The organism is Paenibacillus sp. N3/727, assembly GCF_022637315.1.
Classification (GTDB): Bacteria; Bacillota; Bacilli; order Paenibacillales; family Paenibacillaceae; genus Paenibacillus_AQ; species Paenibacillus_AQ uliginis.
This window is the reverse complement of record NZ_CP093336.1, coordinates 204,657-229,471: the sequence shown is the minus strand read 5'-3', so window position 1 is coordinate 229,471 and position 24,815 is coordinate 204,657. Positions and strand designations below refer to the sequence as shown.

At 47.0% G+C, this 24,815-nt stretch carries 22 protein-coding genes and 1 tRNA gene; 4 read left to right on the top strand and 19 right to left on the bottom strand.

What is annotated here, in order from left to right:
- The first annotated feature begins 67 nt into the window (after nucleotides 1-67).
- The gene (locus MNQ98_RS01170; RefSeq protein WP_241931527.1) at nucleotides 68-1,786 is read left to right on the top strand and encodes an adenine deaminase; all 1,719 of its coding nucleotides are present in this window, start codon (nucleotides 68-70) and stop codon (nucleotides 1,784-1,786) included.
- Between the two features lie 117 nt (nucleotides 1,787-1,903).
- Here the strand turns inward: MNQ98_RS01170 and MNQ98_RS01165 are convergent, their stop codons facing one another.
- The 7 genes from MNQ98_RS01165 to MNQ98_RS01135 form a co-directional block, all read right to left on the bottom strand.
- On the bottom strand, nucleotides 1,904-2,422 hold the full coding sequence (locus MNQ98_RS01165) for a TlpA family protein disulfide reductase (RefSeq protein ID WP_241931526.1): 519 nt from the start codon (nucleotides 2,420-2,422) through the stop codon (nucleotides 1,904-1,906).
- A gap of 825 nt (nucleotides 2,423-3,247) precedes the next feature.
- Nucleotides 3,248-4,534, bottom strand: a complete 1,287-nt coding sequence (eno, locus tag MNQ98_RS01160) for a phosphopyruvate hydratase (protein WP_241931525.1) — start codon at nucleotides 4,532-4,534, stop codon at nucleotides 3,248-3,250.
- 49 nt (nucleotides 4,535-4,583) lie between these two features.
- Entirely contained in the window at nucleotides 4,584-6,128 is a 1,545-nt protein-coding gene (gpmI, locus tag MNQ98_RS01155) for a 2,3-bisphosphoglycerate-independent phosphoglycerate mutase (protein WP_241931524.1), read from the bottom strand.
- Between the two features lies 1 nt (nucleotide 6,129).
- Nucleotides 6,130-6,882 carry a triose-phosphate isomerase gene (tpiA, locus tag MNQ98_RS01150; protein ID WP_241931523.1) on the bottom strand — a complete coding sequence of 251 codons (753 nt, stop codon included), beginning with the start codon at nucleotides 6,880-6,882 and terminating at the stop codon, nucleotides 6,130-6,132.
- A gap of 130 nt (nucleotides 6,883-7,012) precedes the next feature.
- Nucleotides 7,013-8,194, bottom strand: coding sequence for a phosphoglycerate kinase (locus MNQ98_RS01145; protein ID WP_241931522.1), 1,182 nt, complete (start codon nucleotides 8,192-8,194; stop codon nucleotides 7,013-7,015).
- A gap of 191 nt (nucleotides 8,195-8,385) precedes the next feature.
- A complete protein-coding gene (gene gap, locus MNQ98_RS01140; RefSeq protein WP_241931521.1) occupies nucleotides 8,386-9,390 on the bottom strand; it encodes a type I glyceraldehyde-3-phosphate dehydrogenase in 1,005 nt (334 codons plus the stop codon).
- Nucleotides 9,391-9,496: 106 nt separating this feature from the next.
- Nucleotides 9,497-10,543, bottom strand: coding sequence for a sugar-binding transcriptional regulator (locus MNQ98_RS01135; RefSeq protein WP_241931520.1), 1,047 nt, complete (start codon nucleotides 10,541-10,543; stop codon nucleotides 9,497-9,499).
- Nucleotides 10,544-10,890: 347 nt separating this feature from the next.
- Between MNQ98_RS01135 and MNQ98_RS01130 the strand changes: the two genes are divergently transcribed.
- Nucleotides 10,891-10,965, top strand: a tRNA-Arg gene (locus MNQ98_RS01130).
- A 167-nt stretch (nucleotides 10,966-11,132) separates the two neighbouring features.
- Nucleotides 11,133-11,729 carry an ATP-dependent Clp endopeptidase proteolytic subunit ClpP gene (clpP, locus tag MNQ98_RS01125; RefSeq protein WP_241931519.1) on the top strand — a complete coding sequence of 199 codons (597 nt, stop codon included), beginning with the start codon at nucleotides 11,133-11,135 and terminating at the stop codon, nucleotides 11,727-11,729.
- A gap of 375 nt (nucleotides 11,730-12,104) precedes the next feature.
- Here clpP and MNQ98_RS01120 read toward each other — a convergent pair whose 3' ends face one another.
- Nucleotides 12,105-13,232: a PdaC/SigV domain-containing protein gene (locus MNQ98_RS01120; protein WP_241931518.1), complete on the bottom strand. Its 1,128-nt coding sequence runs from the start codon at nucleotides 13,230-13,232 to the stop codon at nucleotides 12,105-12,107.
- Nucleotides 13,233-13,461: 229 nt separating this feature from the next.
- Here MNQ98_RS01120 and MNQ98_RS01115 point away from each other — a divergent pair, with 229 nt between their 5' ends.
- A complete protein-coding gene (locus tag MNQ98_RS01115) occupies nucleotides 13,462-13,635 on the top strand; it encodes a hypothetical protein (RefSeq protein WP_241931517.1) in 174 nt (57 codons plus the stop codon).
- A 52-nt stretch (nucleotides 13,636-13,687) separates the two neighbouring features.
- On the opposite strand, the gene MNQ98_RS01110 is transcribed toward MNQ98_RS01115, so the two are convergent.
- The 11 genes from MNQ98_RS01110 to MNQ98_RS01060 form a co-directional block, all read right to left on the bottom strand.
- On the bottom strand, nucleotides 13,688-14,764 hold the full coding sequence (locus MNQ98_RS01110; protein ID WP_241931516.1) for a stalk domain-containing protein: 1,077 nt from the start codon (nucleotides 14,762-14,764) through the stop codon (nucleotides 13,688-13,690).
- Nucleotides 14,765-15,123: 359 nt separating this feature from the next.
- Complete coding sequence (locus MNQ98_RS01105) at nucleotides 15,124-16,176, bottom strand: polyamine ABC transporter substrate-binding protein (protein ID WP_277883717.1); 1,053 nt, start codon at nucleotides 16,174-16,176, stop codon at nucleotides 15,124-15,126.
- A gap of 64 nt (nucleotides 16,177-16,240) precedes the next feature.
- On the bottom strand, nucleotides 16,241-17,047 hold the full coding sequence (locus tag MNQ98_RS01100) for an ABC transporter permease (protein WP_241931514.1): 807 nt from the start codon (nucleotides 17,045-17,047) through the stop codon (nucleotides 16,241-16,243).
- Nucleotides 17,044-17,895, bottom strand: coding sequence for an ABC transporter permease (locus tag MNQ98_RS01095; protein WP_241931513.1), 852 nt, complete (start codon nucleotides 17,893-17,895; stop codon nucleotides 17,044-17,046). The genes MNQ98_RS01100 and MNQ98_RS01095 overlap by 4 nt, the downstream gene beginning before the upstream one ends.
- Nucleotides 17,892-18,863: an ABC transporter ATP-binding protein gene (locus MNQ98_RS01090; protein WP_277883746.1), complete on the bottom strand. Its 972-nt coding sequence runs from the start codon at nucleotides 18,861-18,863 to the stop codon at nucleotides 17,892-17,894. Before MNQ98_RS01090 ends, MNQ98_RS01095 begins: the two co-directional genes overlap by 4 nt.
- Nucleotides 18,864-19,137: 274 nt before the next feature.
- Nucleotides 19,138-19,896, bottom strand: a complete 759-nt coding sequence (locus MNQ98_RS01085) for an SIMPL domain-containing protein (RefSeq protein WP_241931511.1) — start codon at nucleotides 19,894-19,896, stop codon at nucleotides 19,138-19,140.
- 151 nt (nucleotides 19,897-20,047) lie between these two features.
- Complete coding sequence (locus MNQ98_RS01080) at nucleotides 20,048-20,317, bottom strand: HPr family phosphocarrier protein (protein ID WP_241931510.1); 270 nt, start codon at nucleotides 20,315-20,317, stop codon at nucleotides 20,048-20,050.
- A gap of 101 nt (nucleotides 20,318-20,418) precedes the next feature.
- The gene (gene whiA / locus MNQ98_RS01075) at nucleotides 20,419-21,348 is read right to left on the bottom strand and encodes a DNA-binding protein WhiA (protein WP_241931509.1); all 930 of its coding nucleotides are present in this window, start codon (nucleotides 21,346-21,348) and stop codon (nucleotides 20,419-20,421) included.
- Between the two features lie 5 nt (nucleotides 21,349-21,353).
- The gene (locus MNQ98_RS01070; protein ID WP_241933811.1) at nucleotides 21,354-22,295 is read right to left on the bottom strand and encodes a gluconeogenesis factor YvcK family protein; all 942 of its coding nucleotides are present in this window, start codon (nucleotides 22,293-22,295) and stop codon (nucleotides 21,354-21,356) included.
- A 57-nt stretch (nucleotides 22,296-22,352) separates the two neighbouring features.
- Nucleotides 22,353-23,258 carry an RNase adapter RapZ gene (gene rapZ / locus MNQ98_RS01065; protein WP_241931508.1) on the bottom strand — a complete coding sequence of 302 codons (906 nt, stop codon included), beginning with the start codon at nucleotides 23,256-23,258 and terminating at the stop codon, nucleotides 22,353-22,355.
- Nucleotides 23,259-23,411: 153 nt separating this feature from the next.
- A complete protein-coding gene (locus MNQ98_RS01060) occupies nucleotides 23,412-24,362 on the bottom strand; it encodes an ROK family glucokinase (RefSeq protein WP_241931507.1) in 951 nt (316 codons plus the stop codon).
- Nucleotides 24,363-24,815: the final 453 nt, after the last annotated feature.

Here is a 24,815-nt window from a genome sequence, read left to right as displayed (position 1 = left end):
CGTTCCAGCGCGGATTTTTGAACAACCTCTTAGGAGACCAACGAAGGACAACGAGGAGTGAAGTGCGATGAAGATAGATTTGTTGGTAACAAACGTCAACGTATATAACGTATATTTAAAACGATTCATCACAGGTAATGCAGCGATTAAAAACGGGCGATTCCTCTACATCGGTGCCCGTGGAACAGAGACTTTCGAGGCGGCTAAAGTCATCGATGGAGCTGGAAAATATATGATTCCAGGGCTTGTCGATATTCATCTTCATATCGAAAGCACGATGGTAACGCCAAAAACGTTCTCACACGGACTGATCAAGAATGGGGTGACGACCATTGTATCCGAACCCCATGAGATGGCCAATGTATTTGGCGTGGAAGGCGTCAAGGAAATGATTCACGCCAGCGAAGGCTGCACTGCGGACATCTTATATGCCATTCCGAGCTCTGTTCCCGCAACGCCGCTTGAGACTACAGGCGGTGAAATCGATCTTGTCGATATTGATGAGCTGCTGCAGGACGAACGGGTTATCTGCTTAGGCGAAATAATGAACTCGGTTGATGTGCTGCGTGATCCGGAATGCAAAACGAATCGCATTTTGAATCATGTTCGAACAAATTATCCACAACTCGTTATTGAAGGACACACACCGAAGAAGCTGGTCGATCTGGAACTGGCGCGCTTCATGTTCGCAGGTGTCGATTCAGACCATACGGAGCAGGCCGTGGACAGTATGCGCGATCGGCTGGCAAACGGCATGTTCCTCGAAATTCAAGAGAAGTCGATGACGCCGGATATTATGAATGTGCTCATTCATGAAGACGTTGCGGAGTTATTCTGCTTCATAACAGACGACGTAATGGCGGACACATTTGTGCAGAACGGGCATTTGAATCATCTTGTTAAAAAGGCGATTTCGATGGGCATGACACCGGAGCGTGCGATCTATGCGGCAACCTATACACCAGCGAGACGGATGCGTCTCTACGACCGTGGTGCGATTGCGCCGAATAAGATCGCGGACTTCGTTCTGCTTAGCGATATCGAACAATTTCAGATTGAGGCGGTATTTAAGCATGGTCGCCTAGCCTATGAAGCCGGGGCCGCTTATGAACAAGAGCGCGGTGAGCGTCAATTTCCGCCGCATTTCTACAAGAGTGTGCAGCTTGCTGCACTTACAGGAGATGACTTCCGCGTTGCTGTAGAGGCAGTGGATGGCGAACATACCTGCCGTGTCATGGAAGTCATAAACGGAACGACAAACACGAATGAACTACATGAGCAGGTACGTGTAGAGAACGGCGTTCTAAACTGGCAGGACAGTCCGTATGGCTTAATTGCCACCTTTGAACGGTATGGCAAAAACGGCAATCGTGCTTACGGGCTTATTACAGGGAACACGATCAAGCACGGAGCGATTGCAACGACCTATTCTCATGACAATCATAATCTGCTAGTCGTTGGACACTCGCCAGAAGATATGGCGCTTGCATCCAATACGGTAATTGCTGATCAGGGCGGCTTCTGTGTCGTAAAAGATGGCAAAGTACTCGCTCACATCCCGCTACCTGTTGGAGGCATCTTGTCAGAGGAACCATTCGAGGAGTTCGGTCAAGCTGTAAAGCAGCTTCGCGAGGCAATGGAATCTCTCGGCTACGAGCACTATAATCCGATTATGTCGCTGTGCACGCATTCCTTGCCGGTTAGCCCGGCGCTGAAGCTGACTGACCTGGGCCTGATTGATGTCCACGCCGGACAAGTTGTGCCGCTTATTGTAGGGATAGATTAAATCCTACTGGGTGATTGTGCCCCAACATACTCTCCGCCCACACCCAAAAGCCCAGCTCATGGCTACCGCACCGAGCTGGGCTTCTTTGCGCTATGCCAAGCGGAAACTCCTCTCTTTTTAATCATATACTCCAATAAGATTAACGAATGATTGTTCAATAATATCTATATCTGATGATCCAATAATTTCCTTAACGATCTTCCCTTGCCCATCTAAAAAATATAACGACGGCAATCCTTTTCCGCCGTATTGCGCGTATAAATCTCCCTCTTTATCCAACAAAACTGGATATTTAATTGCATACTTATATACATATTTCTTTACCTCTCTTTTCTCATCCCGGTTCGTTACATTGATTCCGTAAATGTTAACCTGATCCTTGTATTTTTCGTGCATACTCATGATTTTGGGGGCATCTTCAATACAAGAGGGGCACCATGAAGTGAAAAATATAAAAACGGTAGGTCTCTCAGTGAAGTCAATCGTAACTTGCTGTGAATCCATCACGTTCTCCAATGTGACCCGCTCTGGCGGCGGAAGTCCTTTGGACGAAGTATAGCTCACCACTACAAAGATGATTGAGATAATAAAAGCTAATAAAATCAAACTTGTGCCAATCACGCGAATTTTTTTCAATTGTCCCACTTCTCCCTCCAGTCTGTTTTTAAAACCTATTGCGTAGATCACAACACAGTTCCTCTGCAATGGGCACTAATATACTCATGGATTTTAATGTATTTACCGGTCATGAATTATCATAATATTATTAAATTATCCTATATATGTAAATATAATTTTAACAGCGACTGGAGACGATTCACGCACCGCCCACAACTCCCAAGCCAAGTGTGCAGCCATACTCCCAGCATCCTCCCCGCCCACACCCAAAAGCCCAGCTCATGCTTCCGCACCGAGCTGGGCTTTCTTTGCGCTTCCATGAGACGCTATCAAGGGCTGCACACCTCCTCCCCTGGCACAGGTGCGTGTATCGTCGGAGGAGCAACGCGGTCGCCTTTAAAATCGGGAAACCTCCCTAGCCTACTCATTCACAGTTTCCCGATTTTAACAGCGGCCGGAGACGATACACGCACCGCCCTCAGCTCTCAAGCCAAGTGTGCAGCATCCTTCAATTCTTCCCCGCCCACACCCAAAAGCCCAGCTCATGCTACCGCATCGAGCTGGGCTTTCTTTGCGCTCCCATGGGACGCTACAATAGGTTGCACACCTTCTCCCCTGGTACAGGTGCGTGTATCGTCGGAGGAGCAACGCGTTCGCCTTTAAAATCGGGAAACTTCCCTAGCCTATTCATTCCCAGTTTCCCGATTTTAACAGCGACCGGAGATGATACACGCACCGCCCCCCAGCTCCATAAGCAAAATGTGCAGCCCCATCCTAAGCACCCCTATGACAACGCAAAAAAGACCAGCTCCATAAAAAAGGAGCTGGTCTTTTCATATATTATTACTTCTTCAAATTGTAGAACGACTTCAAGCCGTTGTATTGAGCCAATTCACCCAATTGATCTTCGATGCGAAGCAATTGGTTGTATTTCGCAACACGGTCAGTACGGGAAGGAGCACCTGTTTTGATCTGACCAGCGTTTGTAGCAACCGCGATGTCAGCAATAGTGCTGTCTTCGGACTCACCGGAACGGTGGGAGATAACTGCTGTGTAACCAGCGCGTTTTGCCATTTCGATCGCATCAAATGTTTCAGTCAGCGTACCGATTTGGTTAACTTTAATCAGGATGGAGTTACCAATATTTTCGTTGATACCTCTTTCCAGACGCTCTGTGTTCGTAACGAACAAGTCGTCACCAACGAGTTGAATTTTGTTGCCCAATTTCTCAGTAAGCAATTTCCAACCTTCCCAATCGTCCTCGGAGCATCCGTCTTCGATGGTGATGATTGGGTATTTATCAACCCAAGAAGCGAGCAGGTCAACGAATTCTGCAGGGGTATAGGACTTGCCTTCGCCTTCCAGAACATATTTGCCATCTTTGAAGAACTCAGTGGAAGCAACGTCCATACCGAGGAATACGTCTTCGCCTGGCTTGTAGCCGGCTTTCTCGATAGCTTCGATGATGGAAGACAATGCATCTTCGTTGGATGTGAAGTTAGGAGCAAAACCGCCTTCGTCACCAACTGCAGTGTTCAGGCCTTTGCCTTTAAGTACGGATTTCAGGTTGTGGAAGATTTCAGCACCCATGCGAAGTGCTTCTTTGAAGCTTGGTGCGCCAACAGGCAGTACCATGAACTCTTGAACGTCAACGTTGTTGTCAGCGTGTGCGCCACCGTTAACGATGTTCATCATAGGTACTGGAAGCTGTTTCGCATTGAATCCACCGAGGTAAACATACAGCGGGAGGTCCAGAGCTTCAGCAGCTGCACGAGCAACAGCCATGGATACAGCCAGGATAGCGTTAGCGCCCAGCTTGCCTTTGTTCGGAGTTCCGTCCAAAGTGATCATCAGCTTGTCGATGCCGAGTTGATCCAAAGCGTCCATACCAATTACTTCTGGAGCGATAATTTCATTTACGTTCTCAACAGCTTTCAGAACACCTTTGCCCAGGTAACGGGATTTGTCGTCATCGCGAAGCTCAACAGCCTCGTGAACACCAGTGGAAGCACCGGATGGAACGATAGCGCGTCCGATTGCACCGGATTCCAGATATACTTCAACTTCTACAGTCGGGTTACCACGGGAGTCAAGGACTTCGCGTGCGTATACGTCGGAAATAATAGTCATAGATATAGTCTCCTTTTAATGTGATTTATTTCAGAGTGATTTGATTAATCTATTTGCGGGCTGCAATCATAGATGTTCCGGTCATTTCTTCCGGCTTCTCAAGCTGCATCAGATCCAAAATGGTCGGTGCGATATCAGCAAGAATACCGCCTTCACGCAGGGTTACGTTCTCGTCTGTGACGATAAACGGAACCGGGTTCGTTGTATGAGCTGTAAATGGCCGTCCGTTCTCATCGAATACCATATCTGCGTTGCCGTGGTCAGCTGTAATGAGGACAACGCCGCCTTTAGCAAGGATAGCATCCACCACTTTGCCGACACATTCGTCTGTCACTTCAACTGCTTTGATTGTTGGTTCCAACATGCCGGAATGGCCTACCATGTCGGGGTTGGCAAAGTTCAGGATAATCGCATCGTGTTTATCCGCTTCGATCTCCTTCACACAAGCATCCGCCACTTCATAAGCGCTCATCTCTGGCTGTAGGTCATACGTGGCCACCTTCGGCGAATTAATCAGCACGCGTGTCTCGCCCGGAAGCTCAACATCACGGCCGCCGCTGAAGAAAAACGTGACGTGTGGGTATTTCTCCGTCTCTGCAATACGCAGCTGCTTCTTGTTGTTCTGCACCAGCACTTCACCCAGCGTATTGTCGAGGTTCTTCGGCTTGTACGCAACAAAGCCCTCTACCGTTTCGCTAAACAAGGTCAAGCAGACAAAATGCAAATCTTGCGGAAACTTAGGTCCACGGTCAAATCCACGGAAATCCTTGTTCGTAAATACCTGGGACAGCTGGATCGCACGGTCTGGGCGGTAGTTCAGGAAGATTACAGAATCTCCGCTTTCCACCAGGCTCACCGGATTGCCCTGATCATCTACAATGACAGTTGGCTCTACGAATTCATCATAAACCGATTTCTCGTAAGATTCATTGATTGCTTTCAGTGGATCAGTGTATTTCGGGCCTTCGCCGTACACCATCGCACGGTAAGCTTTCTCTACGCGGTCCCAACGTTTGTCACGGTCCATCGCATAATAGCGTCCCGATACGGTGGCGATTTTGCCAACGCCGACTTCCTCGATCTTAGCGATCAAGTCTTTAATAAACTGCTTACCACTGTCCGGTGCCACGTCACGTCCATCCATGAAGCCATGGATGTACACTTCGTGCATACCTTCCTTCTTGGCAAGGTCCAGCATAGCGAACATATGCTCAATATGGCTGTGAACGCCGCCATCGGATACGAGGCCGTACAAATGCAGTTTCTTATTGTTTTTCTTAGCGGAACGGATTGCTTCTACGAGGGTTTCATTCTCGAAAAATTCACCTTCGCGAATCGACTTCGTAATCCGGGTCAAGTCCTGATAAACGATCCGTCCAGCTCCGATGTTCAGGTGACCCACTTCGGAGTTACCCATCTGTCCTGCCGGAAGGCCTACTGCTTCACCACAAGCCGTCAGCGTTGTATTCGGGTACTGCTTCAAATAACGATCATAGTTCGGCTTGTTAGCTTGGGAGACCGCGTTACCTTCAGTGGTGTTACGCAGCCCGAATCCGTCCATGATGATCAGAGCTACGGGTTTTGGTGCTGACATCTTACTTCGCCCCCTCAACGAGCTGGATGAAAGAGGCTGGCTGCAAGCTGGCTCCTCCAACGAGCGCGCCGTCAATGTCGCTTTGACCCATATACTCAGTTACATTCTCAGGCTTCACACTGCCGCCGTATTGAATGCGCACCTGAGCGGCCACATCTTCACCGTACATTCCTTTCACAAGGTCACGGATGTAAGAGATTACTTCGTTAGCATCCTGTGCTGTGGAGGATTTACCTGTTCCAATTGCCCAGATCGGTTCGTAAGCAATCACAACATGAACAGCCTGATCCGCAGGAATTCCTGCAAAAGCTGCTTCCGTCTGTACTTTGCATACGTCCTTCGTTTGGCCAGCTTCACGCTCTTCGAGCTTCTCGCCGACACATACGATCGGAAGAAGACGGTGACGGAAAGCCGCATGGACTTTTTTATTCACAATCTCATCCGTTTCGCCGAAATATTGACGGCGCTCCGAATGTCCGATAATGACATAGTCTACGCCCAGATCCTGCAGCATGACACCGCTGATTTCGCCGGTAAATGCGCCATTTTCCTCAAAATGCAGATTTTGTGCGCCAATCTTGATGTTCGTGCCTTTAGCAGCTTCAACAAGCGCAGGAAGGTTCGTAAACGGCGCGCAGATCACACTTTCCACGCCCTCGACTTCCGCTTTGCCTTTTACCTCTTCAAAGAATGCTTTGGCTTCCGGAACAGTTTTGAACATTTTCCAGTTGCCGGCTATGATAGGTGTTCTCACACGATTCACTCCTTTACTCTTACTCCCCCCATATTATGGGGGACCTGCTTCTTTGCGATAGCTTACTCTATACAAGTAGAAACGACTTCGGCGTCCTTTTCAAAGGGCGACGGTGTTTCTTCGAGAAATACTACTTATCGTTCAGTGCCACAACACCAGGAAGCTCTTTACCTTCCATAAACTCAAGAGATGCGCCGCCGCCTGTAGAGATGTGGTTCATCTTGTCAGCCAAATGGAACTTCTCTGCAGCTGCTGCGGAATCACCGCCACCGATAATCGTGTAAGCCTCTGTGTCTGCACAAGCTTGAGCTACTTCACGAGTACCGTTCGAGAACGGTTCGATTTCGAATACGCCCATAGGCCCGTTCCATACAACCAGCTTCGAGTTTTTGATAACCTCTGCATATTTCGCACGTGTTTTCGGTCCGATGTCTACGCCTTCCCAATCTGCAGGAATGCCGTCGATATCAACAATATCCGTGTTGGCATCGGCACTGAAATCATCCGAAACAACAATGTCTTCCGGGAGGTAGAAGTTCTTGCCCAATGCTTTTGCTTTCTCGATAAAGCCCAGTGCGGTATCCAGTTTGGAATCATCGCAGAGGGATTGACCGATTTCATGGCCTTGAGCTTTGAAGAACGTGTAAGCAAGTCCACCGCCGATAATGACGTTGTCAGCCAGCGTAAGCAAGTTGTTGATCACATCGATTTTGTCTTTAACCTTCGAGCCGCCAATAATCGCGGTAAACGGACGATCCGGGTTGGAAAGGGCTTTGCCCAATACGGACAGTTCTTTCTCCATCAGCAAGCCGGATACAGCCGGAAGAAGATGCGCGATTCCTTCAGTCGATGCATGTGCACGGTGTGCTGCACCAAAAGCGTCATTCACGAACAGATCTGCAAGCTCAGCGAACTGCTTCGCAAGCTCCGGATCATTCTTCTCTTCACCAGGATAGAAACGAACGTTTTCAAGCACAAGAACGTCGCCGTCCTTCATGTTAGCAATTTGTGCTTTTACTGCATCCCCAACCGCTTCATCTGCTTTCGCTACCGGTTTGCCAAGAAGCTCGGACAAACGTTCGCTAGCAGGTGTCAAACGCATGGAATCTACTACTTGACCTTTCGGACGTCCCATATGGCTGGCCAAAATAACTTTAGCGCCTTTTTCCACCAAATAATTAATGGTCGGCAGGGTTTCACGAATCCGAGTATCATCGGTGATCTTTCCATCCTCGAGGGGTACATTGAAATCGACGCGGACAAACACCCGTTTGCCGCTTACTTCCACATCACGTACACTTTTCTTGTTCATCTCCACGTTCCTCCTAAGAAACTATTCTCCTCGCCGACAGCAGACTGCTCTCGTTCTCTCTCTATGTTTAGAGTCCGGTTTTATCTATTCTTCCCAGTACTCTGGCATGAAAACATGAAAATATATAAATCACAAAACCAAAGAGGAGCGCCATAGGGAACCCCTCTTCGATTGATGGTTTAGATCAGATATTACAGACCTTTGCTTGCAACGTAGATTGCGAGGTCAACAACACGGTTGGAATAGCCCCACTCATTGTCATACCAAGAAACGACTTTCACCATGTTATCGCCTACTACCATAGTGGACAGGGAGTCGATAGTGGAAGAAGCTGGATCTGTATTGTAGTCGCTGGATACAAGCGGCTCTTCGGAGTAGTTCATGATACCTTTCAGAGGACCGTTAGCAGCAGCTTTCAAAGCTTCGTTTACGGATTCTCTAGTTACGTTCTTAGAAGTTTCGATAACAAGGTCAGTTACGGAAACGTTCTTCGTAGGTACACGCATAGCCATACCGTTCAACTTGCCTTTCAGCTGTGGCAGAACCAAGCTAACGGCTTTAGCTGCACCAGTTGTGGATGGAATGATGTTCTCAGCTGCTGCACGAGCACGACGAAGGTCTTTGTGCGGCAGGTCAAGTACTTGCTGGTCATTCGTGTAAGAGTGAACAGTTGTCATCATACCTTTTACGATACCAAAGTTTTCGTCCAGAACTTTTGCAAATGGAGCCAAGCAGTTCGTTGTGCAAGAAGCGTTGGAGATTACTGTATGATTAGCTGGATCGTATTTGTCTTCGTTAACGCCCATAACGATTGTGATATCTTCGTCAGTAGCAGGAGCGGAGATGATAACTTTCTTAGCGCCGCCTTTCAAGTGAGCGGAAGCTTTGTCTTTAGCTGTGAAAATACCTGTGGATTCAACAACGATTTCAACGCCGTATTCTCCCCAAGGCAAGTTTTCTGGGTTACGCTCTGCAAATACTTTTACTTCGCGACCGTTAACTACCAGTGCGCCTTCTTTAGCTTCTACTGTTGCATTCAATCTGCCGTGAGTAGTGTCATATTTCAAAAGGTGTGCCAGCGTGCTTACATCTGTCAAATCGTTAATTGCAACAATTTCAACATCCTTGTTGTCCAGCGCTGCGCGGAACACGTTACGTCCAATACGTCCAAAACCGTTAATACCTACTTTAACCATGAGTATTTCCCTCCATATAGTGAAAGTTTTTTATTTATTCAAGACAGACCGTTAGGTCCGTCAAGACAACAAAAGTTAGTATAGATGCTTTACGTTAAAGTTCTTACTACAGCCCCGCCGTTTGATCCAGCCACTTCTCGATCTCGAGCGCTGCAGCCTCATCGATAACAAGAATATCTTCGTGCCCGAATTTCAATACGGCGTGAATAGCTCTGGCCTTACTGCGTCCACCTGCAATTCCGATGATCGTCTCCGTCCGCATAATATCCTCAAGCCGCAGCCCAAGGGTTAGCATTTTGTGAACGACCGTACCTTCTTCACTGAAATAGTAACCGAAGGATTCAGCAATTGCCCCTTCCGCTTTCAAGTCCTGAATCGACTTCTCATCAAGCTTCCGGCGGTGAGCCATCTCCATAGCATCTCCGATGCCGTGAACAATCACGCATGATCTGCGTATAACATCCACAATGTCCTGGATATGATGATCCTGAACCAAAGACTGATAAGCATCGTCACTAAGCAGATCAGGCACATGCAGTAGCCGATATTCGGCTCCCACCTTCTTGGCCATCTTGGATGCGATGGTATTCGCTTGAATCTCCATGCTCTCACCCAAACCACCTCTTGCAGGTACGAACCACGAATCTTTCAAAGGGCCGACCGACGACGGCGTCATCTGCTCTGCCACTTCGGCGAGCGTTGATCCACCCGTTACCGCGATAATGTCTCCGTTGTCAACAAAGCACAGAAGCGCTCTTGCTCCAGCTCTGCCAAGTTCACGTTTCACATCGGTTGAAGACTCACTGTCACCCGGGACAATAACCACTTTGCGTAGCCCATAAGCCTCGCGGATTTTTTCTTCTAGGTCGGCTAATCCGAACAGGTCCTTCATCACCGGCTCGAGCTGCTCCAGCAAGTTCGTTCCGGCACTGCTGACCCTCATCCCAAGCGTCTCAATCTCGATCAACCCCTGTGCTTTCAAGAGGTCCGTTTCGGCCCTCAGCACACGTTCGGTCATTGCCAGCGATGCTGCAAGTGTCCTGCGCCCAACAATTCCGGATAACTTGATCTGATGAAGGATCGTATACCTTCGTTTGAGAGTGTCCATGAGATCGGGCAGAAGCTGCTCTTGTATTTCTAATAAATTACGCATGCTTTCCACTCCTGCAACTTCGTCTTGGATCTCCTTCTCTATGGTCGCAAAATGTCCCAGTCAAACGTTTTGAGTCCCACCTTTATTCTACTCAATATTTATGATGGTTGCAAGTGTTCCGAATGTATATTTCTCAGCCCTAAGCATTCTTATGCATTGGTGGTATACCCGTCCATTCATGTGATGAAAATCTGCCATTATTCAATCCTTTTTGCCGGGAAAATGTGAACGGCTTCATATTCGGAATAATGAAAGTATACTCTCCATATAAGGCTCATTCGGAAAGTTTTTTCCAGCTTCTTGTCTTTTAGAAAAAGATGCGGTATAATCATCTTCGTTGCTATTTTGCGCCCGTGGTCCAATGGATATGACGTAGGCCTCCGGAGCCTGAGATCGAGGTTCGATTCCTCGCGGGCGCGCCATTTATTTTCAGAACTCTATATACTGTTTACCCATAAGTGCCTATGACGGCTCTTTTTTTTAACCAATAGTTTGACTATCTTTGACTTTATGGTTGAAATTGTTTATTATTTGGGTAATACGGTAACAGTATTTTAATGAGGAATGCATTTAAGGGGAGGTTTTCTATATGAGTTTCATACCTATGGTCGTTGAACAAAGCAACCGCGGTGAGCGGGCGTACGACATCTATTCCAGATTGCTGAAAGACCGCATTATCTTCCTCGGCTCTGACGTAAACGACGTTGTTGCCAATGCCATCATTGCACAAATGCTGTTCTTGGCAGCAGAGGATCCTGAGAAGGACATTCATCTTTACATCAATAGCCCTGGCGGATCCATTACTGCTGGTATGGCTATTTTTGATACAATGCAGTTTATCAAACCTGACGTGTCCACCATCTGCGTCGGCATGGCTGCTTCCATGGGGGCTTTCCTGCTGAATGCTGGAGCTAAAGGCAAGCGATTCGCGCTGCCGAACAGCGAAATTATGATTCACCAGCCTCTGGGCGGAGCACAGGGACAAGCGACGGATATTGAAATCCGTGCTCGCCGCATTCTGAAAATGCGCGATAAGCTGAACCACATCCTTGCAGAGCGCACAGGCCAACCGCTGGAACGTATTGAGAAGGATACCGATCGTGACTATTTCATGACGGCTAGTGAGGCTAAAGAATACGGTCTCGTTGACCAAGTGCTTGAAAAGACACCAACGCCAGGCAATTAATATTTAAAGGGCTGATATCCATATAGGATATCGGCCTTTTTTTCGGTAACCGGTCAATCTTTTTTCGTTCGGTGGTTTTCAATGTATTGGGCAGTCGGGCTATTGTTTCTGGGGCTCGGTTATTTAACAAAATGGTTTATCGTGTTCATCCCCTTTGCGTTCATTTATGCTTTTCCGCTCTACGGACTGAGGTCATTTCTTAATATCCCATCTGATTTCACCCTAATGGTGATTTACTTAGGAATTGCGATCCTTGCAGAACTGACAGGTTATTGGCTAGGTCTTTTTCAAAACAAAAAAGCATCCCCTATCAATGAGCATAGAGCTTTCACTCTATGCTCTCAATCCGGAGAATGCCTTCTATTATGAATATTCTTACTTCCATTCCTTCAAGTTAAGCTCAAATTGAGGGAAACCAGAAGCATATGAAGTGTACTCGTATAATTGGAAGTACAGAACAGCTGCGTTGTTCTTCAAATAGAAATCAGCATCGGCAGGCACGCCTTTAAATTCACCGGGGTGGTAGCCTCCGTCCTCCTTCACCTTGTTCAACACAAGATTGTTCAGCTTCTGCTTGTTCTTGCCCTGCATGTTGATGAAATCACCGAGCTTGAGCTGCTTGCCATCTTTCAACGAGAACGTATAGCTTTTGCGGAAAGTCATGCCGTGCGCACCGCCGCTGTATGAGTATTCATCAGTTGTAATGCTCAGCAACCCTTGTGCGTTGTAGTGAACTACAAAACCCCCTCGAAACTCATACTCAGACGGAAATTTCGTTCCGGATGGAGGTTCCAGGCCGAGGTTTTCTTCAGCTCCAGCAATCACATCCTCCGCGTTCTTTTTCAGCACCTTGTTGATTTCCGCTTGAGCCTGTTCATTTTCAAGCCCGCTCACCACTGGATAATTCACAACAGCCTCCACATTTAGAACCTTCTTCTTCAACGCCGCCGACTTGATCGTAATCGAATTTTGCTTCTTTGGGGTCATGCTGAGTGATTTAAGAGATGAATTCCACTGCCCCTGTACACCCATGTACTCATTCAGTACTTTATACGGTATATACAGGCGGCCATTCACAATCTGGCCTCCCGGTTCCTTTAAATAGCATAAGTATCCGTCCACGTTAGGCCCCCCTACATTATATACGTATCCGTTCACGGTAAGGTAGATTTTATTATTAGCGTAGACCTCTGCACTCAGTTTGTTGTAGCTATTTCCAAGGGTATAAGTTCTACTTTTCGTATCATATTTTAATGGAATACCTAGTGCATCCCGTATTGCTGTTGCTGGTACATAGACTGCGCCGTGATCGAGCATCCCCTTCTGGTTCAATGCCTTCCCGTTCCACTTCAGCACGACTTCAGATTTGACAGTTTTTTGAGCTGCTATGTTTGCTTTAGCTTTAGATGCGCTGGCATCCACTACTTGTCCACTCCAACCCAAACCACCGAGTAACACACCCGCCGCAATGACTGCTGCACCATACTTCATTTTGTTCCCCATTTATTATTCTCCACCTTCCAAATTTAAGTATTTACTGTGTTACCCGTTTTCATTATAGGAAACACGACAGCAAGAGAGGTAACAATCACGGTGACAATTTCGATGCCAACAATTAGCAAAATCAAACAAATTGTAATGAATGAAAATCATACAAACCTCATTTGTACCAAATATTCAACATCCAAAGTTTACGATATTCTTGATAAAAATAAGGAAAGAAGCATCTTAGATGATCACTAAAAGAAATGTAAGGATTTTGTTATTTATTGTCGTGCTGGGATTTGCTATTTACTTCACAAAAAAATCCTTGCCTAAAAAGGAGGCCACTGAAGAAGCAGGACTGACGGGTTATTGGCTAGGTCATTTCCAAAACAAAAAAACATCCCCCGTCAATGAGCAATAGAGCTTTCACTCTTTGTTCTCAATCCGGAGAATGCCTTTTATTATTAGTATTCTTACTTCCATTCCTTCAAATTAAGCTCAAACTGAGGGAATCCATAAGCATAAGCTGTGTAGTCGTACAATTGGAAGTACAGAACTGCTGCGTTATCCTTCAGGTAAAAATCAGCATCGGCAGGCACGCTTTTAAATCCGCCGAGGTAGCCTTCGTTTTTCTTCAACTTGTTCAACACAAAATTGTTCAACTTCTGCTTGTTCTTGCTTTGCATGTTGATGACATCGCCAAGCTTAAGTTGTTTACCATCCTTCAACGAGAACGTAAAGCTGTTGCGGAAAGTCATACCGTGAGCACCACCAGTGTAAGAGTAGTCATAAGCCGTAATGCTCAGCAACCCTTGTGCGTTGTAGTGAACCACAAAATCCCCTTGAAACTCATACGGAAATTTCTTTCCGGATGGAGGTTGTGTGCCGATGTTTCCTTCAGCTCCAGCAATCACATCCTCCGCATTCTTTTTCAGCACCTTGTTGATTTCCGTCTGAGCCTGTTCATTTTCAAGCCCGCTCACCACTGGATAATTCGCAACAGCCTCCGTATTTAGAACCTTCTTCTTCAACGTCGCCGACTTGATCGTAATCGAATTTTGCTTCTTTGCGGTCATGCTGAGTGATTTAAGAGATGAATTCCATTGTCCCTGAACACCCATGTACTCATTCAGTACTTTATATGGGATATACAGGCGGCCATTCACAATCTGGCCTCCCTGCTCCCCTACATAATATCCGTTCACGGTAAGGCCGATTTCACTATCAGCGTAAACAGCTGCACTCAGTTTGTTGTAGCCATTGCCAATGGTATAAGTTCTGTTTTTCGCATCATATTTTAACGGAATCCCGAGTGCATCCCGTATTGCTGTTGCCGGTACATAAACGGTGCCATGATCCAGCATCCCTTTCTGGGTTAATGCCTTGCCGTTCCATTTCAGTGCAACTTCCGATTTGGCAGATTTTTGAGCTGCTACGGTCACTTTAGCTTTAGAAGAGCTGGCATCCACCACTTGTCCACTCCAACCCAGGCCAGTGAGCAACACACCCGCCGCAATGACTGCTGCACCGTACTTCATTTTGTTTCCCATTTATTATTCTCCACCTTCCAAATTTAAGTATTTAATGTATTACCCGTTTTCCATTATAGGAAACACGACAGCGAGAGAGGTAACAATCACGGTGACAATTTTGATGCCAACAATTAGCAAATCCAAACAAATTGTAATGAATGAACATCACATACACATCATTTGAACCAAATATTCAACATCCCATGTTTCTGTTACTCTTAGTAAAATAGGAAAGGATTATCTTTGATGAAGACTCAAAGAAATGTAAGGATTTTGTTATTTATTGTCGTAACTTTCACGAAAAAAATCCCTGCCCTAATGAGAATGAGGGCAAGGATTTTTTTGATTCTACAAAGGATCTTGCAGAGAATATTGGCTTATCTCCCGCTCTTCAGTTCCGTCCAGAAACGGTCATAAATTTGCAGGGACTCTCCGACATCGCTGAGCCATTCAGTTCGTTTAAGCTCATCTTCTGTCAGATTAATCATCTTGTCACTCCGGTATTCCTCACTATGGAATTCCATGGCTTTAGCGTTCGGATTACTGTAACCGATGAATTCGTAGTTTTTCGCACTAACTTTCGGATCCAGCATATAGTTCATAAACTTCTCAGCCAGTTCCTTATTTTTAGCGCCTTTTGGAATGGCGTAGTTATCGGAGAAGATCGTTCCACCCTCTTCAGGTACAATATAACCCACATCCGGGTTCTCTTTCGCGATAAAGGAAGCATCACCGGACCATACGGTTGCAATCCAGCCTTCCTCTTGAATCATTTTTTGCTTAATGTTGTCCGTGTCAAAAGCAAGCACGCTCGGTAGCAATGTCTTCAGATCATCCACAGCTGCTGCAATCTCAGCTTCATCCGTAGTACTGTTGGATTTGCCCTGCTTCTTGAGAGCCATACCGATCATTTCACGGTTGTCGTCAAGCAGCAGCACCTTTCCTTTATAAGCCGGGTTCCACAGATCATTCCAGCTCTTAATTTCCTCTTTGACGTACTTTTTGTTATATGCGATTCCCGTCACACCGGTCATATATACGATGGAATATTTATTGCCCGGATCAAACTCTGGATCCTTAAATGTGTCCGCAATATTCTCCATGTTCGGGATATTATTCTTATCAAGCGGCTCCAGCAGATCCAAGTTGATCATGGTCTTCACCATGTAATCCGAAGGCTGGATCAAGTCATATCCGCCACCGCCTGCTCTGATCTTCGCCAGCAGGTCCTCATTGTTCGCGTAATTGTCGTACGTTATCTTGACGTCGAATTCCTTCTCAAAATCCTTCAACACCTCTGGGTCAAAGTTGTCAGCCCAGCTGTAGATGTGCAAGGTTTCCTTTTCAGAGCCACAAGCCGCCAAGGATGTAATCGACACCACAGCGAGCATGCCTGCCAGCAGCAGACGGGTCCATCTCGATTTTTTCAATTCACTATCTCCTCTCTTTCCGCCATACATTATATTGAATTTATCCGAAAAGCGGTACTTCCGCTTAGATCGGCAATGTCTTGTGTTTTTTCTGACCCTTACCCCGATTAAGGACATATTGCGCAAGCAGGATCAAAGTTACACTCACCAGAATCAGCAGTGTACAGAGCGCGTTGATTTCCGGGGAAATACCCCGCTTCACCTGAGCGTAAATATAAATCGGGAGCGTAGTCGAGCTCGGTCCGGCCACAAAGAAGCTAACCATAAAATCATCGAGCGACAACGTGAACGCAATCAAAGCCCCGGCGATAATCCCCGGAGAAATCTGCGGCAGGGTAACATGACGAAACGTCTGCCAACGGGTAGCTCCCAGATCTAGTGCCGCTTCCTCCAGCTGCTTGCCCATATTGGCCAGACGAGCCGTTACCACTACATATACATAAGACAGACTGAATGTAATATGAGCAATAATGATGGTTGCCTTACCTGAAGGTATGTTCAGCTGTGTGAACAACACGAGCAATGACAGACCCATAATGATATCCGGTATGATAACCGGCAGGTACAGAAGTCCGTTCATGCCGCTGCGGCCCCTCTTCCCCAGATTGCGAAGAGATAAAGCCGCGAGCGTACCAAGAACCGTAGATATAATCGTTGAAACGACGGCGACCGTTAAGCTGTTCATAAGAGCTTCCATGACGTGTCTATTGCTGAACAGAGATACGTACCAATCAAACGTAAAGCCTTCCCAGTTACCACTGAGTCGCGTATCGTTAAAGGAAAAGATGATGATCATAATGATTGGCACATAGATGAACGCCATCATTAGGAACGAGTGAAATCCAAGCAGAGGGTGACTTCGTTTCTTCATGCTCTCCCCTCCTTCACACGTTGGTGGCGGGCTTGCATCGCCCGGTTAAACAGCATAATCAGCACCAACGAGGTAATCACGAAAATAACCGACAACGCAGCCCCGAAGGGCCAGTTTCGGGCCCCGAGAAATTGTGCCTGTATAATGTTGCTGATCATGGCTGACTTTGCGCCACCCAAAATATCCGTAACGACAAACATACCCGTCGTTGATACATAAACTAGAATCGAACCCGTCATAATACCGGATTTGCTCTGAGGCAATGTTATATGACGGAACGATTTCCAGCGGGAGGCACCCAAGTCACTCGCCGCATCAAGAAGACGTTTGTCCATTTGCTCCAGCGCCACATAAATCGGCAGCACCATAAACGGAATAAAGTTGTATACCATCCCCAGCAATACAGCACCTTTGGTATACAGCATCTGTAAAGGTTCATCGATCCATCCCAGATTCATAAGAAAGGTGTTAACAACTCCCTGTGTCCGAAGCAGCAGCACCCAGGCATACGTACGAATCAAAAAATTGATCCAGAACGGTACAGTAATAAGGATCAGACCCCACGTCTGGATACGCGAGGAGGCGTTGGCTATATAATAGGCCAGCGGATAGCTGACGATCAGGCAAATCAGTGTGGTCAGCACCGACAGGACAATCGTGTCCCAGTAGATTCCTAGGTAAAGTGGATCAAAAAACGTCTTGTATCCTTCCAGACTGAAGGAAAAGACAATGTTACCCAGCGCATCACGCTGTAGAAACGAGATCCCCACTACGATAAGCATCGGAATGATAAGAAACAAAGAGAGCCACAGCAGGACGGGAGTCAGGAGGAATTTCGATTTTCTCATGACCCGATGCCCACCTCATCTCTCGCATCCCAGTTCAGTCCGATTTTTTCACCGACTTCCCAAGGCTCATCATCTGTGAAATCAAGCGCGATCGTAACCCTCATGGGTTCGTTCTCGAGCTGTACCATCAGCTTATGCACATTGCCAAGGTACTGAACATCCTCGATGATACCTGTCTTCTTGGCGCCCGGTCCGCGCTGCGGAAAGATTTTTTCGGGACGCACGGCAAAAAGCCCTTCGGGCGAAGAGAAGATGTTGTTCTCTCCAACAAAGGTTGCAGCGAATAGAGTCTGCGGTCTAGCGTAAATTTCACGCGGCGTTCCGATCTGCTCGACCTTCCCGTTGTTCATAATCACGATCCGGTCAGATAACATCATCGCTTCTTCTTGATCATGCGTTACATAAACAAACGTAATCCCGAGTGAACGCTGCAGATGTTTCAGTTCCGACTGCAAGTTTTTGCGAAGCTGCAAATCTAGCGCACCAAGCGGCTCATCCAGCAACAGCACCTTCGGCTTGTTTGCAATTGCTCTGGCAATGGCAACACGTTGCTGCTGTCCACCGGAAAGCTGGTGCGGATAACGGTCCACTAGCGGGGTAAGCTGCGTCATTGTCACGGCTTCCGCTACGCGTTCCTTAATCTGTGCACGCGGTATTTTTTTCATTTTCAAACCAAAAGCTATATTGTCTTCTACGGTCATGTGCGGGAATAAGGCATAATGTTGAAACACGAGATTCAAATCTCGCTTGTTCGCCGGTGTATCGGTCACGTTCTGCCCGGCGAGCCACACTTCCCCTTCCGTCGGCTGTTCGAATCCTGCAATCATACGGAGGATTGTCGTCTTGCCGCAGCCGCTGGGGCCCAGCAAAGTCAGGAATTCCCCTTCCTTAATGGAGAGCGACAGCGGATGCACGACCGCTTGTCCTTGAAATTGTTTTTCTACCTGGACAAGTTCAATCATATGCATCATCCCCTTACGGTTAATGGTTATAGTCTTTCCTATAAATTAAGAAAAAAAAGCCATATCCATTGGTATGGCTTATCGACAGATTTATGTTCAGTTTTTTGCATATTCACTATACCTTGTTTTGACCCCATACACAACACTTTTCTGTGTAATTCGACAGGGAGAGGCCTTGTCCCGTCTAGATTCTGTCATTTGAAAAAATAAAAACCGCCCAATTCCGCAAAAGCTGCGGTTTGGACGATTTAGACTTTCATACGTCTTTCACTGGTGTATATTACTTCATTTCATACTGAACATACAACTGTGTAATGAGTTTGATTTCTCCCGGTTTCACAGATGTACCTGCGTCAGCCATGGGAGCACTTTCCGCTTTCATTTCCATGTTGCCAAAGCTGAACACATCACGGTTCGCAGCTTCATCCTGAACTACACTCACAACAACCCCGAGCTGCCGCTTGGAAGCCTTGGCAATGGCTTGTGCCTTAAGGTCCGCATTCGCCATCGCTTTCTCAATCACTTGCGTCTCAAATGTTTCACGGTTCTCAATCGTAAAACGCGCGTTGCCAATGTTATTCGCTCCGGCCTCCGCTGCTGCATCAAGAATTTCACCAACCTTGCTCAGATCACGAAGAGTAACCTCAAGCGAATGATGGGCGCTGTAATTTTGCACTTTACGTCCTTCTTTTTCGCTATAAGAGTAATTCGGCTGAACATAGAATTGTTCAGTTTTGATATCCTTGTCATCGATTTTCCAGGTATTTTTCAGTAATTCGGTAATTTTAGCCATTTTTTGAGCGTTGTTTTTCTGTGCCGACTTTGCTGTTTCTGCGAAAGACTCTACGCCGATGGACAGATATACAATATCCGGCTTCACCGAAATTTCACCCTTACCAAGCACCGTAATCCGGTTCTGTTGTACCGATTCCGCCGCATGTACTTCCCCTGCTCCCAAAGCTCCAGTCCATACAGAACCGCCTGTAAGTAATGCACCCGCGATCATGACCGACCCCAAACGTTTAGCCCATACCTTCATTTCCTTCGACCTCCTTTAATTTGGCAGTGCTATTAGCTTGCCTTAACTTTCTAACGGTCTGTAATTGGTAATTGTTGCACTTTCCGAAAATAAAAAAACGCATAAAAAAAGCCTTGTTTCCAAGGCTCCTTCTATACGTCCGTATAGAATTTTATTGGTTCTCCAATTCCTCTTTGCTGACCAAACTCACTAAAGAGGTAACTGCTTGCTCAGCGTCCGCGCCTTCTGCGCTAATGTGAACTTCAGTACCGGAACTTATGGCAAGGCTCATAATTCCCATGATACTTTTTGCGTTCACTTTTTTATCATCCTTTTCCACGAAAATTTCAGATGAGTATTTATTCGCTTCTTGAACGAACAGTGCGGCCGGTCTGGCATGAAGACCCGTTTTTAACCGAACGACTACCGGGTGCTTTGTCATGGAAAATTTACCCCCTATTATCAAATCTCAAAACATTGGAAATCGATGCTATTTCATAATATTATACCATTTTACCACATAGGACACTAGAATAAAAAATCTTAACTATTCCGGAGTTTTTCAGCCAGTTCATCGATTTTACGAAGGCGGTGATTAACCCCTGACTTGCTGACAGTCCCCTTCAGCATCTCGCCGACTTCCTTCAAGTTCAAATCGGGATGGGCAAGACGGATTTCAGCCACTTCACGGAGCTTGTCCGGCAGCTGGTCTAGGCCCATTTCCCTCTGCAACAGCTTGATGTTCTCGATCTGCCGCACTGCGGCTCCAATCGTTTTGTTAAGGTTGGCGGTTTCGCAATTCACAATCCGATTGACGGAGTTTCGCATGTCGCGCATAATGCGGACATCCTCGAATTTGAACAAAGCCTGATGAGCGCCGATCAGGTTGAGGAACTCGATAATCTTCTCGCCTTCCTTAATGTAGAAAATAAATCCCTTCTTACGCTCAATACAGCGGGCATTTAGATGAAATTCATTCGCAAGATCCACCAGCGCCTTGCAGTGCTCCTCATACATGGAGGATATTTCTAGATGATATGACGAGCCCTCTGGATTGTTAACGGATCCCCCAGCCATAAAGGCACCGCGCAGATAAGCCCGTTTGCAGCAGTTTTTACGTACGATTTCCTCATCAATCCGGGGCAGGAATAGAAAACCTTCGGAGACAATCCGAAGCTCCTTCAAAATTTCCTGCACCCGGGCGGGAATGCGGACGATATAAACATTATTCTTCTTCAAACGCATTTTTTTACGCACTAAAAGTTCCGTATGCGCTTGGAAATGCTTTTTAATTAAGGAATAAATGCGCCTTGCGATCGCGGCATTTTCCGTCGAAATATCCAGCACAATTTTTTTGCTCGAAACCTGAACTGATCCGTTCATACGGATTAGCGCGGACAGTTCGGCTTTTTCACAACAGTTCTGACTTTCGACCATGGTTAGCTCTTTCTTCGTTTGTGCCGCAAAGGACAAGGGTCTCACCTCTTTCGTAACATCCAATCTTGCACCAATTGGAAAATATGATTGCTCAGCTTGTCGGCATCATGCCGTAAGTACGTACGAAACAACACCAGCTTATCTGCGATCAGCTTATAACCGCGGCTGGTTACTTCATCCCGGTCAAGCTGAACAGGCTTCGCGCCCTTCTCGGCGTATTTGTCCTGTACTTGCGGCGGGATTTCACCATCGTTCACAATAACATAATCAAACAAGTGAAGACCGATATGGTCATATACGGCCTGCAAATGATCGCCGACCGTATAATTATCAGTCTCACCAGGTTGTGTCATTACATTACATACAAAAATCTTGATCGCATCAGAAGCAACTATAGCATCCGATAGCTTAGGCACGAGGAGATTGGGCAATATACTAGTGTACAAACTGCCCGGCCCGATCAATATGGCATCCGCCTGCTGAATGGCCTCCAACGCTTCAGGCAGCGGTTCCACATTTTCCGGTTCGAGGGAAATCCGTTTGATACGACCCCCGGCTTCCGGAATTTTGGATTCGCCCGTGACGATGGATCCATCCTCCATTTCAGCATGCAGAATAACCGCCTCACCCGCGGCAGGCAGCACCTGTCCGCGAACAACAAAAACCCGGCTCATCTCCTTGACCGCCGTGACAAAATCACCGTGTATATCCGTCATGGCAGCCAGAATTAAATTGCCGAGGCTGTGCCCCGCCAGTCCCGAGCCGGTGCTGAAGCGGTACTTCAATATATCGGATAACAGCGGCTCGACATCTGCGAGCGCCGTCACTACATTTCGAATATCTCCTGGAGGAGGCATTTGCAGTTCACTTCGCAAAATCCCGGAACTACCACCGTCGTCTGCAACAGTTACAATCGCCGTAATGTCCAGGGGCTTCTCCTTCAGGCCGCGCAGCATGACGGATAGCCCTGTTCCTCCACCCATCACGACAATGCGAGGGCGCTTTCCAGCTTGTTCAGCCACGTTTATCACTTCCCTCTATTAGTGCCGATCCCGATCAGAATCACGGTGGCTGACCGATACCGATTCTGTTTCACTGGCGCCAAGCATCTTGCCGAGATATTCTGCAATCGCAACGGAGCGATGCTTACCGCCTGTACAGCCGATACCGATAATAACCTGGCTCTTTCCTTCTTTCCGATATTGCGGAATAAGAAAATGAAGCATATCCAGCAGCTTCGTTAGAAAAGCCTGCGTTTCTGGCCATTTCATCACATACTCATACACATCGCTGTTTTGGCCTGTATTGGGACGCAGATTTTCCACATAATGGGGATTGGGCAAAAAACGGACGTCGAATACCAGGTCGGCATCAATCGGTATTCCGTATTTAAATCCGAAAGATGTTATATTGACCGACAGAGTATTGGTTTCCAAATGGGTAAAACGGGAGATGATTTTTTCTTTCAATTTAGCCGGCTTCATATTGCTCGTATCAATGACCTGCGTTGCCGAATTTTTCAGCTCATCCAGCATTTTGCGTTCCAGACGTATTCCGTCGAGCGGCATACCTTCAGGAGCCAGCGGATGACGCCGCCGACTCTCCTTGTAGCGCTGGACGAGTACTGAATCCGTTGCATCTAGGAACAGAATTTCGCAATGAATTGTGAAATGATCCTTAATGAAGTTCAATGATTCCGACAATGCGGTAAAAAATTCACGGCCGCGCAGGTCGATGACCAGCGCTACCTTTCCGATCTTACCCTTCGATTGTTCAATCAGCTCAGCAAATTTAGGAATGAGCACAGGCGGCAGGTTGTCGACACAGAAGAACCCGAGGTCCTCCAGGCTTTGCACCGCCAATGTCTTTCCGGCTCCCGACATACCAGTAATGATGATCAGGGTGGCCATTGATGTTGTAGTGCTGCGATCCGCTGCTTCCAGCATCAGCTTCCCCTCCCTTATAAGTTTAAGTCTCAGCCATTTGGGTTGATATGCTTAAAATATAAAAAGTATAAATTTCATATTGTATACTTGGCTTATATTTCTTCGCGAAACGTAAGCTTTGCCTGTCAAAGACGGCGAAGCCGTTTACGCTTGTTATGAACGCAAGTGAAGACCGGCTGCACCGACAACTCCAGCATCATTACCCAACTCTGCCGCAACAATGCGAACGCCGCGCTGCAATGGTTCCGGTGTCAACTTGTTAAACACGGCACGAACTTCACTAAACAGAATTTCGCCTGCCTTAGAGACGCCACCGCCAATAATGAACACTTCTGGATTAAGTACAGCTGAGACCGATGCCATGGATTTACCGAGGTAATAAGCGGCACGGTTTACGATACGCAGAGCCACTTCATCTCCAGCTTTCGCCGCATCGAACACTTCCTTGGCCGCAATGTTGTTAACAAGTGCCAGAGAAGTGCGGTCCCCGCGCTCTACAGCGTCTTTCGCCATGCGGATAATGCCTGTTGCCGAGGAAACCGTCTCAAGGCATCCCATTTTGCTGCAGCCGCACTGAATAGCTTCCAGATCAGGTACAACGGTAATATGACCCAGTTCACCAGCCATGCCGCCGAAGCCTTGATAAATTTTCCCGTTCACGATAATGCCACCGCCAACGCCTGTACCGAGTGTATAGCAGACACAGTTATCGACCCCGCGTCCCGCACCGCTCCAAGCTTCACCCAGAGCTGCTACGTTTGCGTCGTTATCTATTTTGACTGGCTTGCCAAGGCGCTCTTCAAGCAGCGCACGAATTGGCACATCTTTAAATCCTACGTTAGGTGCCAGAATAATGATTCCTTCACGGATGTTCGTAAAGCCCGCAACGCCCGCTCCAACGCCTACAAGCTGGTCCCAGCTGTATGGGGATTGCTCCACAATATGACGTACATACTTCTCAATATTGCCGATCACGGTGTCAACGCCCTTAGACGTTTCCGTTGGTCCCTCATACGTCTGCAGCAGTTGACCCTCTTCATTGCATATTCCGACTTTAATCGATGTTCCGCCTAAATCGACACCTACGTAGATGTTCTCAGACATGTTACAAGCCACCTTTTTCCTTCTATAATAGATTGCTCCTACTGTACCCACTATAATTGAAGGCACCCTTTCGGTCAAGAGAAGGCAAGGGGATAAAACGCCCCAGGACAATGGCTAAAAAGCCTTATAAACACAGTAACAGTGCGCTTCTGCTTACCGCTGTTCCACTGCGCTAAATAACAGCAATCAGCTAGCATTTTTGCCATCTGTTGGTGTGAAGTCCACCGTTTTTTGTTCATCTAACAATTTTGTTCATCTAACAATAAAGAAATATGTACTATTTTTCGAGAGGAAACAGCCTCGCTCCCCTCAGGGAAACGAAGCTGTTTAACGATTCTTGCGATTTGATCCGAAATAATTTGGCGGGCCCCCCGCCTGAACCGGGTCACCATAAAGCATGTAGCCGGTCCCTGCCAAAAGGAAAAACGGGAATCAACCCCAATTAGCTTTGGA

What these genes read in the sequence shown, in the direction of transcription:
- MNQ98_RS01110 (WP_241931516.1), bottom strand. Translation starts at nt 14,764, where the DNA reads ATGGGAAACAAAATGAAGTACGGTGCAGCAGTCATTGCGGCGGGTGTG.
- MNQ98_RS01100 (WP_241931514.1), bottom strand. Translation starts at nt 17,047, where the DNA reads ATGAAGAAACGAAGTCACCCTCTGCTTGGATTTCACTCGTTCCTAATG.
- MNQ98_RS01085 (WP_241931511.1), bottom strand. Translation starts at nt 19,896, where the DNA reads ATGAAGGTATGGGCTAAACGTTTGGGGTCGGTCATGATCGCGGGTGCA.
- MNQ98_RS01060 (WP_241931507.1), bottom strand. Translation starts at nt 24,362, where the DNA reads ATGTCTGAGAACATCTACGTAGGTGTCGATTTAGGCGGAACATCGATT.
- gap (WP_241931521.1), bottom strand. Translation starts at nt 9,390, where the DNA reads ATGGTTAAAGTAGGTATTAACGGTTTTGGACGTATTGGACGTAACGTG.
- rapZ (WP_241931508.1), bottom strand. Translation starts at nt 23,258, where the DNA reads ATGCTGGAAGCAGCGGATCGCAGCACTACAACATCAATGGCCACCCTG.
- MNQ98_RS01090 (WP_277883746.1), bottom strand. Translation starts at nt 18,863, where the DNA reads ATGCATATGATTGAACTTGTCCAGGTAGAAAAACAATTTCAAGGACAA.
- clpP (WP_241931519.1), top strand. Translation starts at nt 11,133, where the DNA reads ATGAGTTTCATACCTATGGTCGTTGAACAAAGCAACCGCGGTGAGCGG.
- MNQ98_RS01145 (WP_241931522.1), bottom strand. Translation starts at nt 8,194, where the DNA reads ATGAACAAGAAAAGTGTACGTGATGTGGAAGTAAGCGGCAAACGGGTG.
- eno (WP_241931525.1), bottom strand. Translation starts at nt 4,534, where the DNA reads ATGACTATTATTTCCGACGTATACGCACGCGAAGTCCTTGACTCCCGT.
- MNQ98_RS01135 (WP_241931520.1), bottom strand. Translation starts at nt 10,543, where the DNA reads ATGCGTAATTTATTAGAAATACAAGAGCAGCTTCTGCCCGATCTCATG.
- MNQ98_RS01095 (WP_241931513.1), bottom strand. Translation starts at nt 17,895, where the DNA reads ATGAGAAAATCGAAATTCCTCCTGACTCCCGTCCTGCTGTGGCTCTCT.
- MNQ98_RS01170 (WP_241931527.1), top strand. Translation starts at nt 68, where the DNA reads ATGAAGATAGATTTGTTGGTAACAAACGTCAACGTATATAACGTATAT.
- MNQ98_RS01120 (WP_241931518.1), bottom strand. Translation starts at nt 13,232, where the DNA reads ATGGGGAACAAAATGAAGTATGGTGCAGCAGTCATTGCGGCGGGTGTG.
- MNQ98_RS01115 (WP_241931517.1), top strand. Translation starts at nt 13,462, where the DNA reads ATGATCACTAAAAGAAATGTAAGGATTTTGTTATTTATTGTCGTGCTG.
- MNQ98_RS01070 (WP_241933811.1), bottom strand. Translation starts at nt 22,295, where the DNA reads ATGGGTGGAGGAACAGGGCTATCCGTCATGCTGCGCGGCCTGAAGGAG.
- gpmI (WP_241931524.1), bottom strand. Translation starts at nt 6,128, where the DNA reads ATGTCAGCACCAAAACCCGTAGCTCTGATCATCATGGACGGATTCGGG.
- MNQ98_RS01080 (WP_241931510.1), bottom strand. Translation starts at nt 20,317, where the DNA reads ATGACAAAGCACCCGGTAGTCGTTCGGTTAAAAACGGGTCTTCATGCC.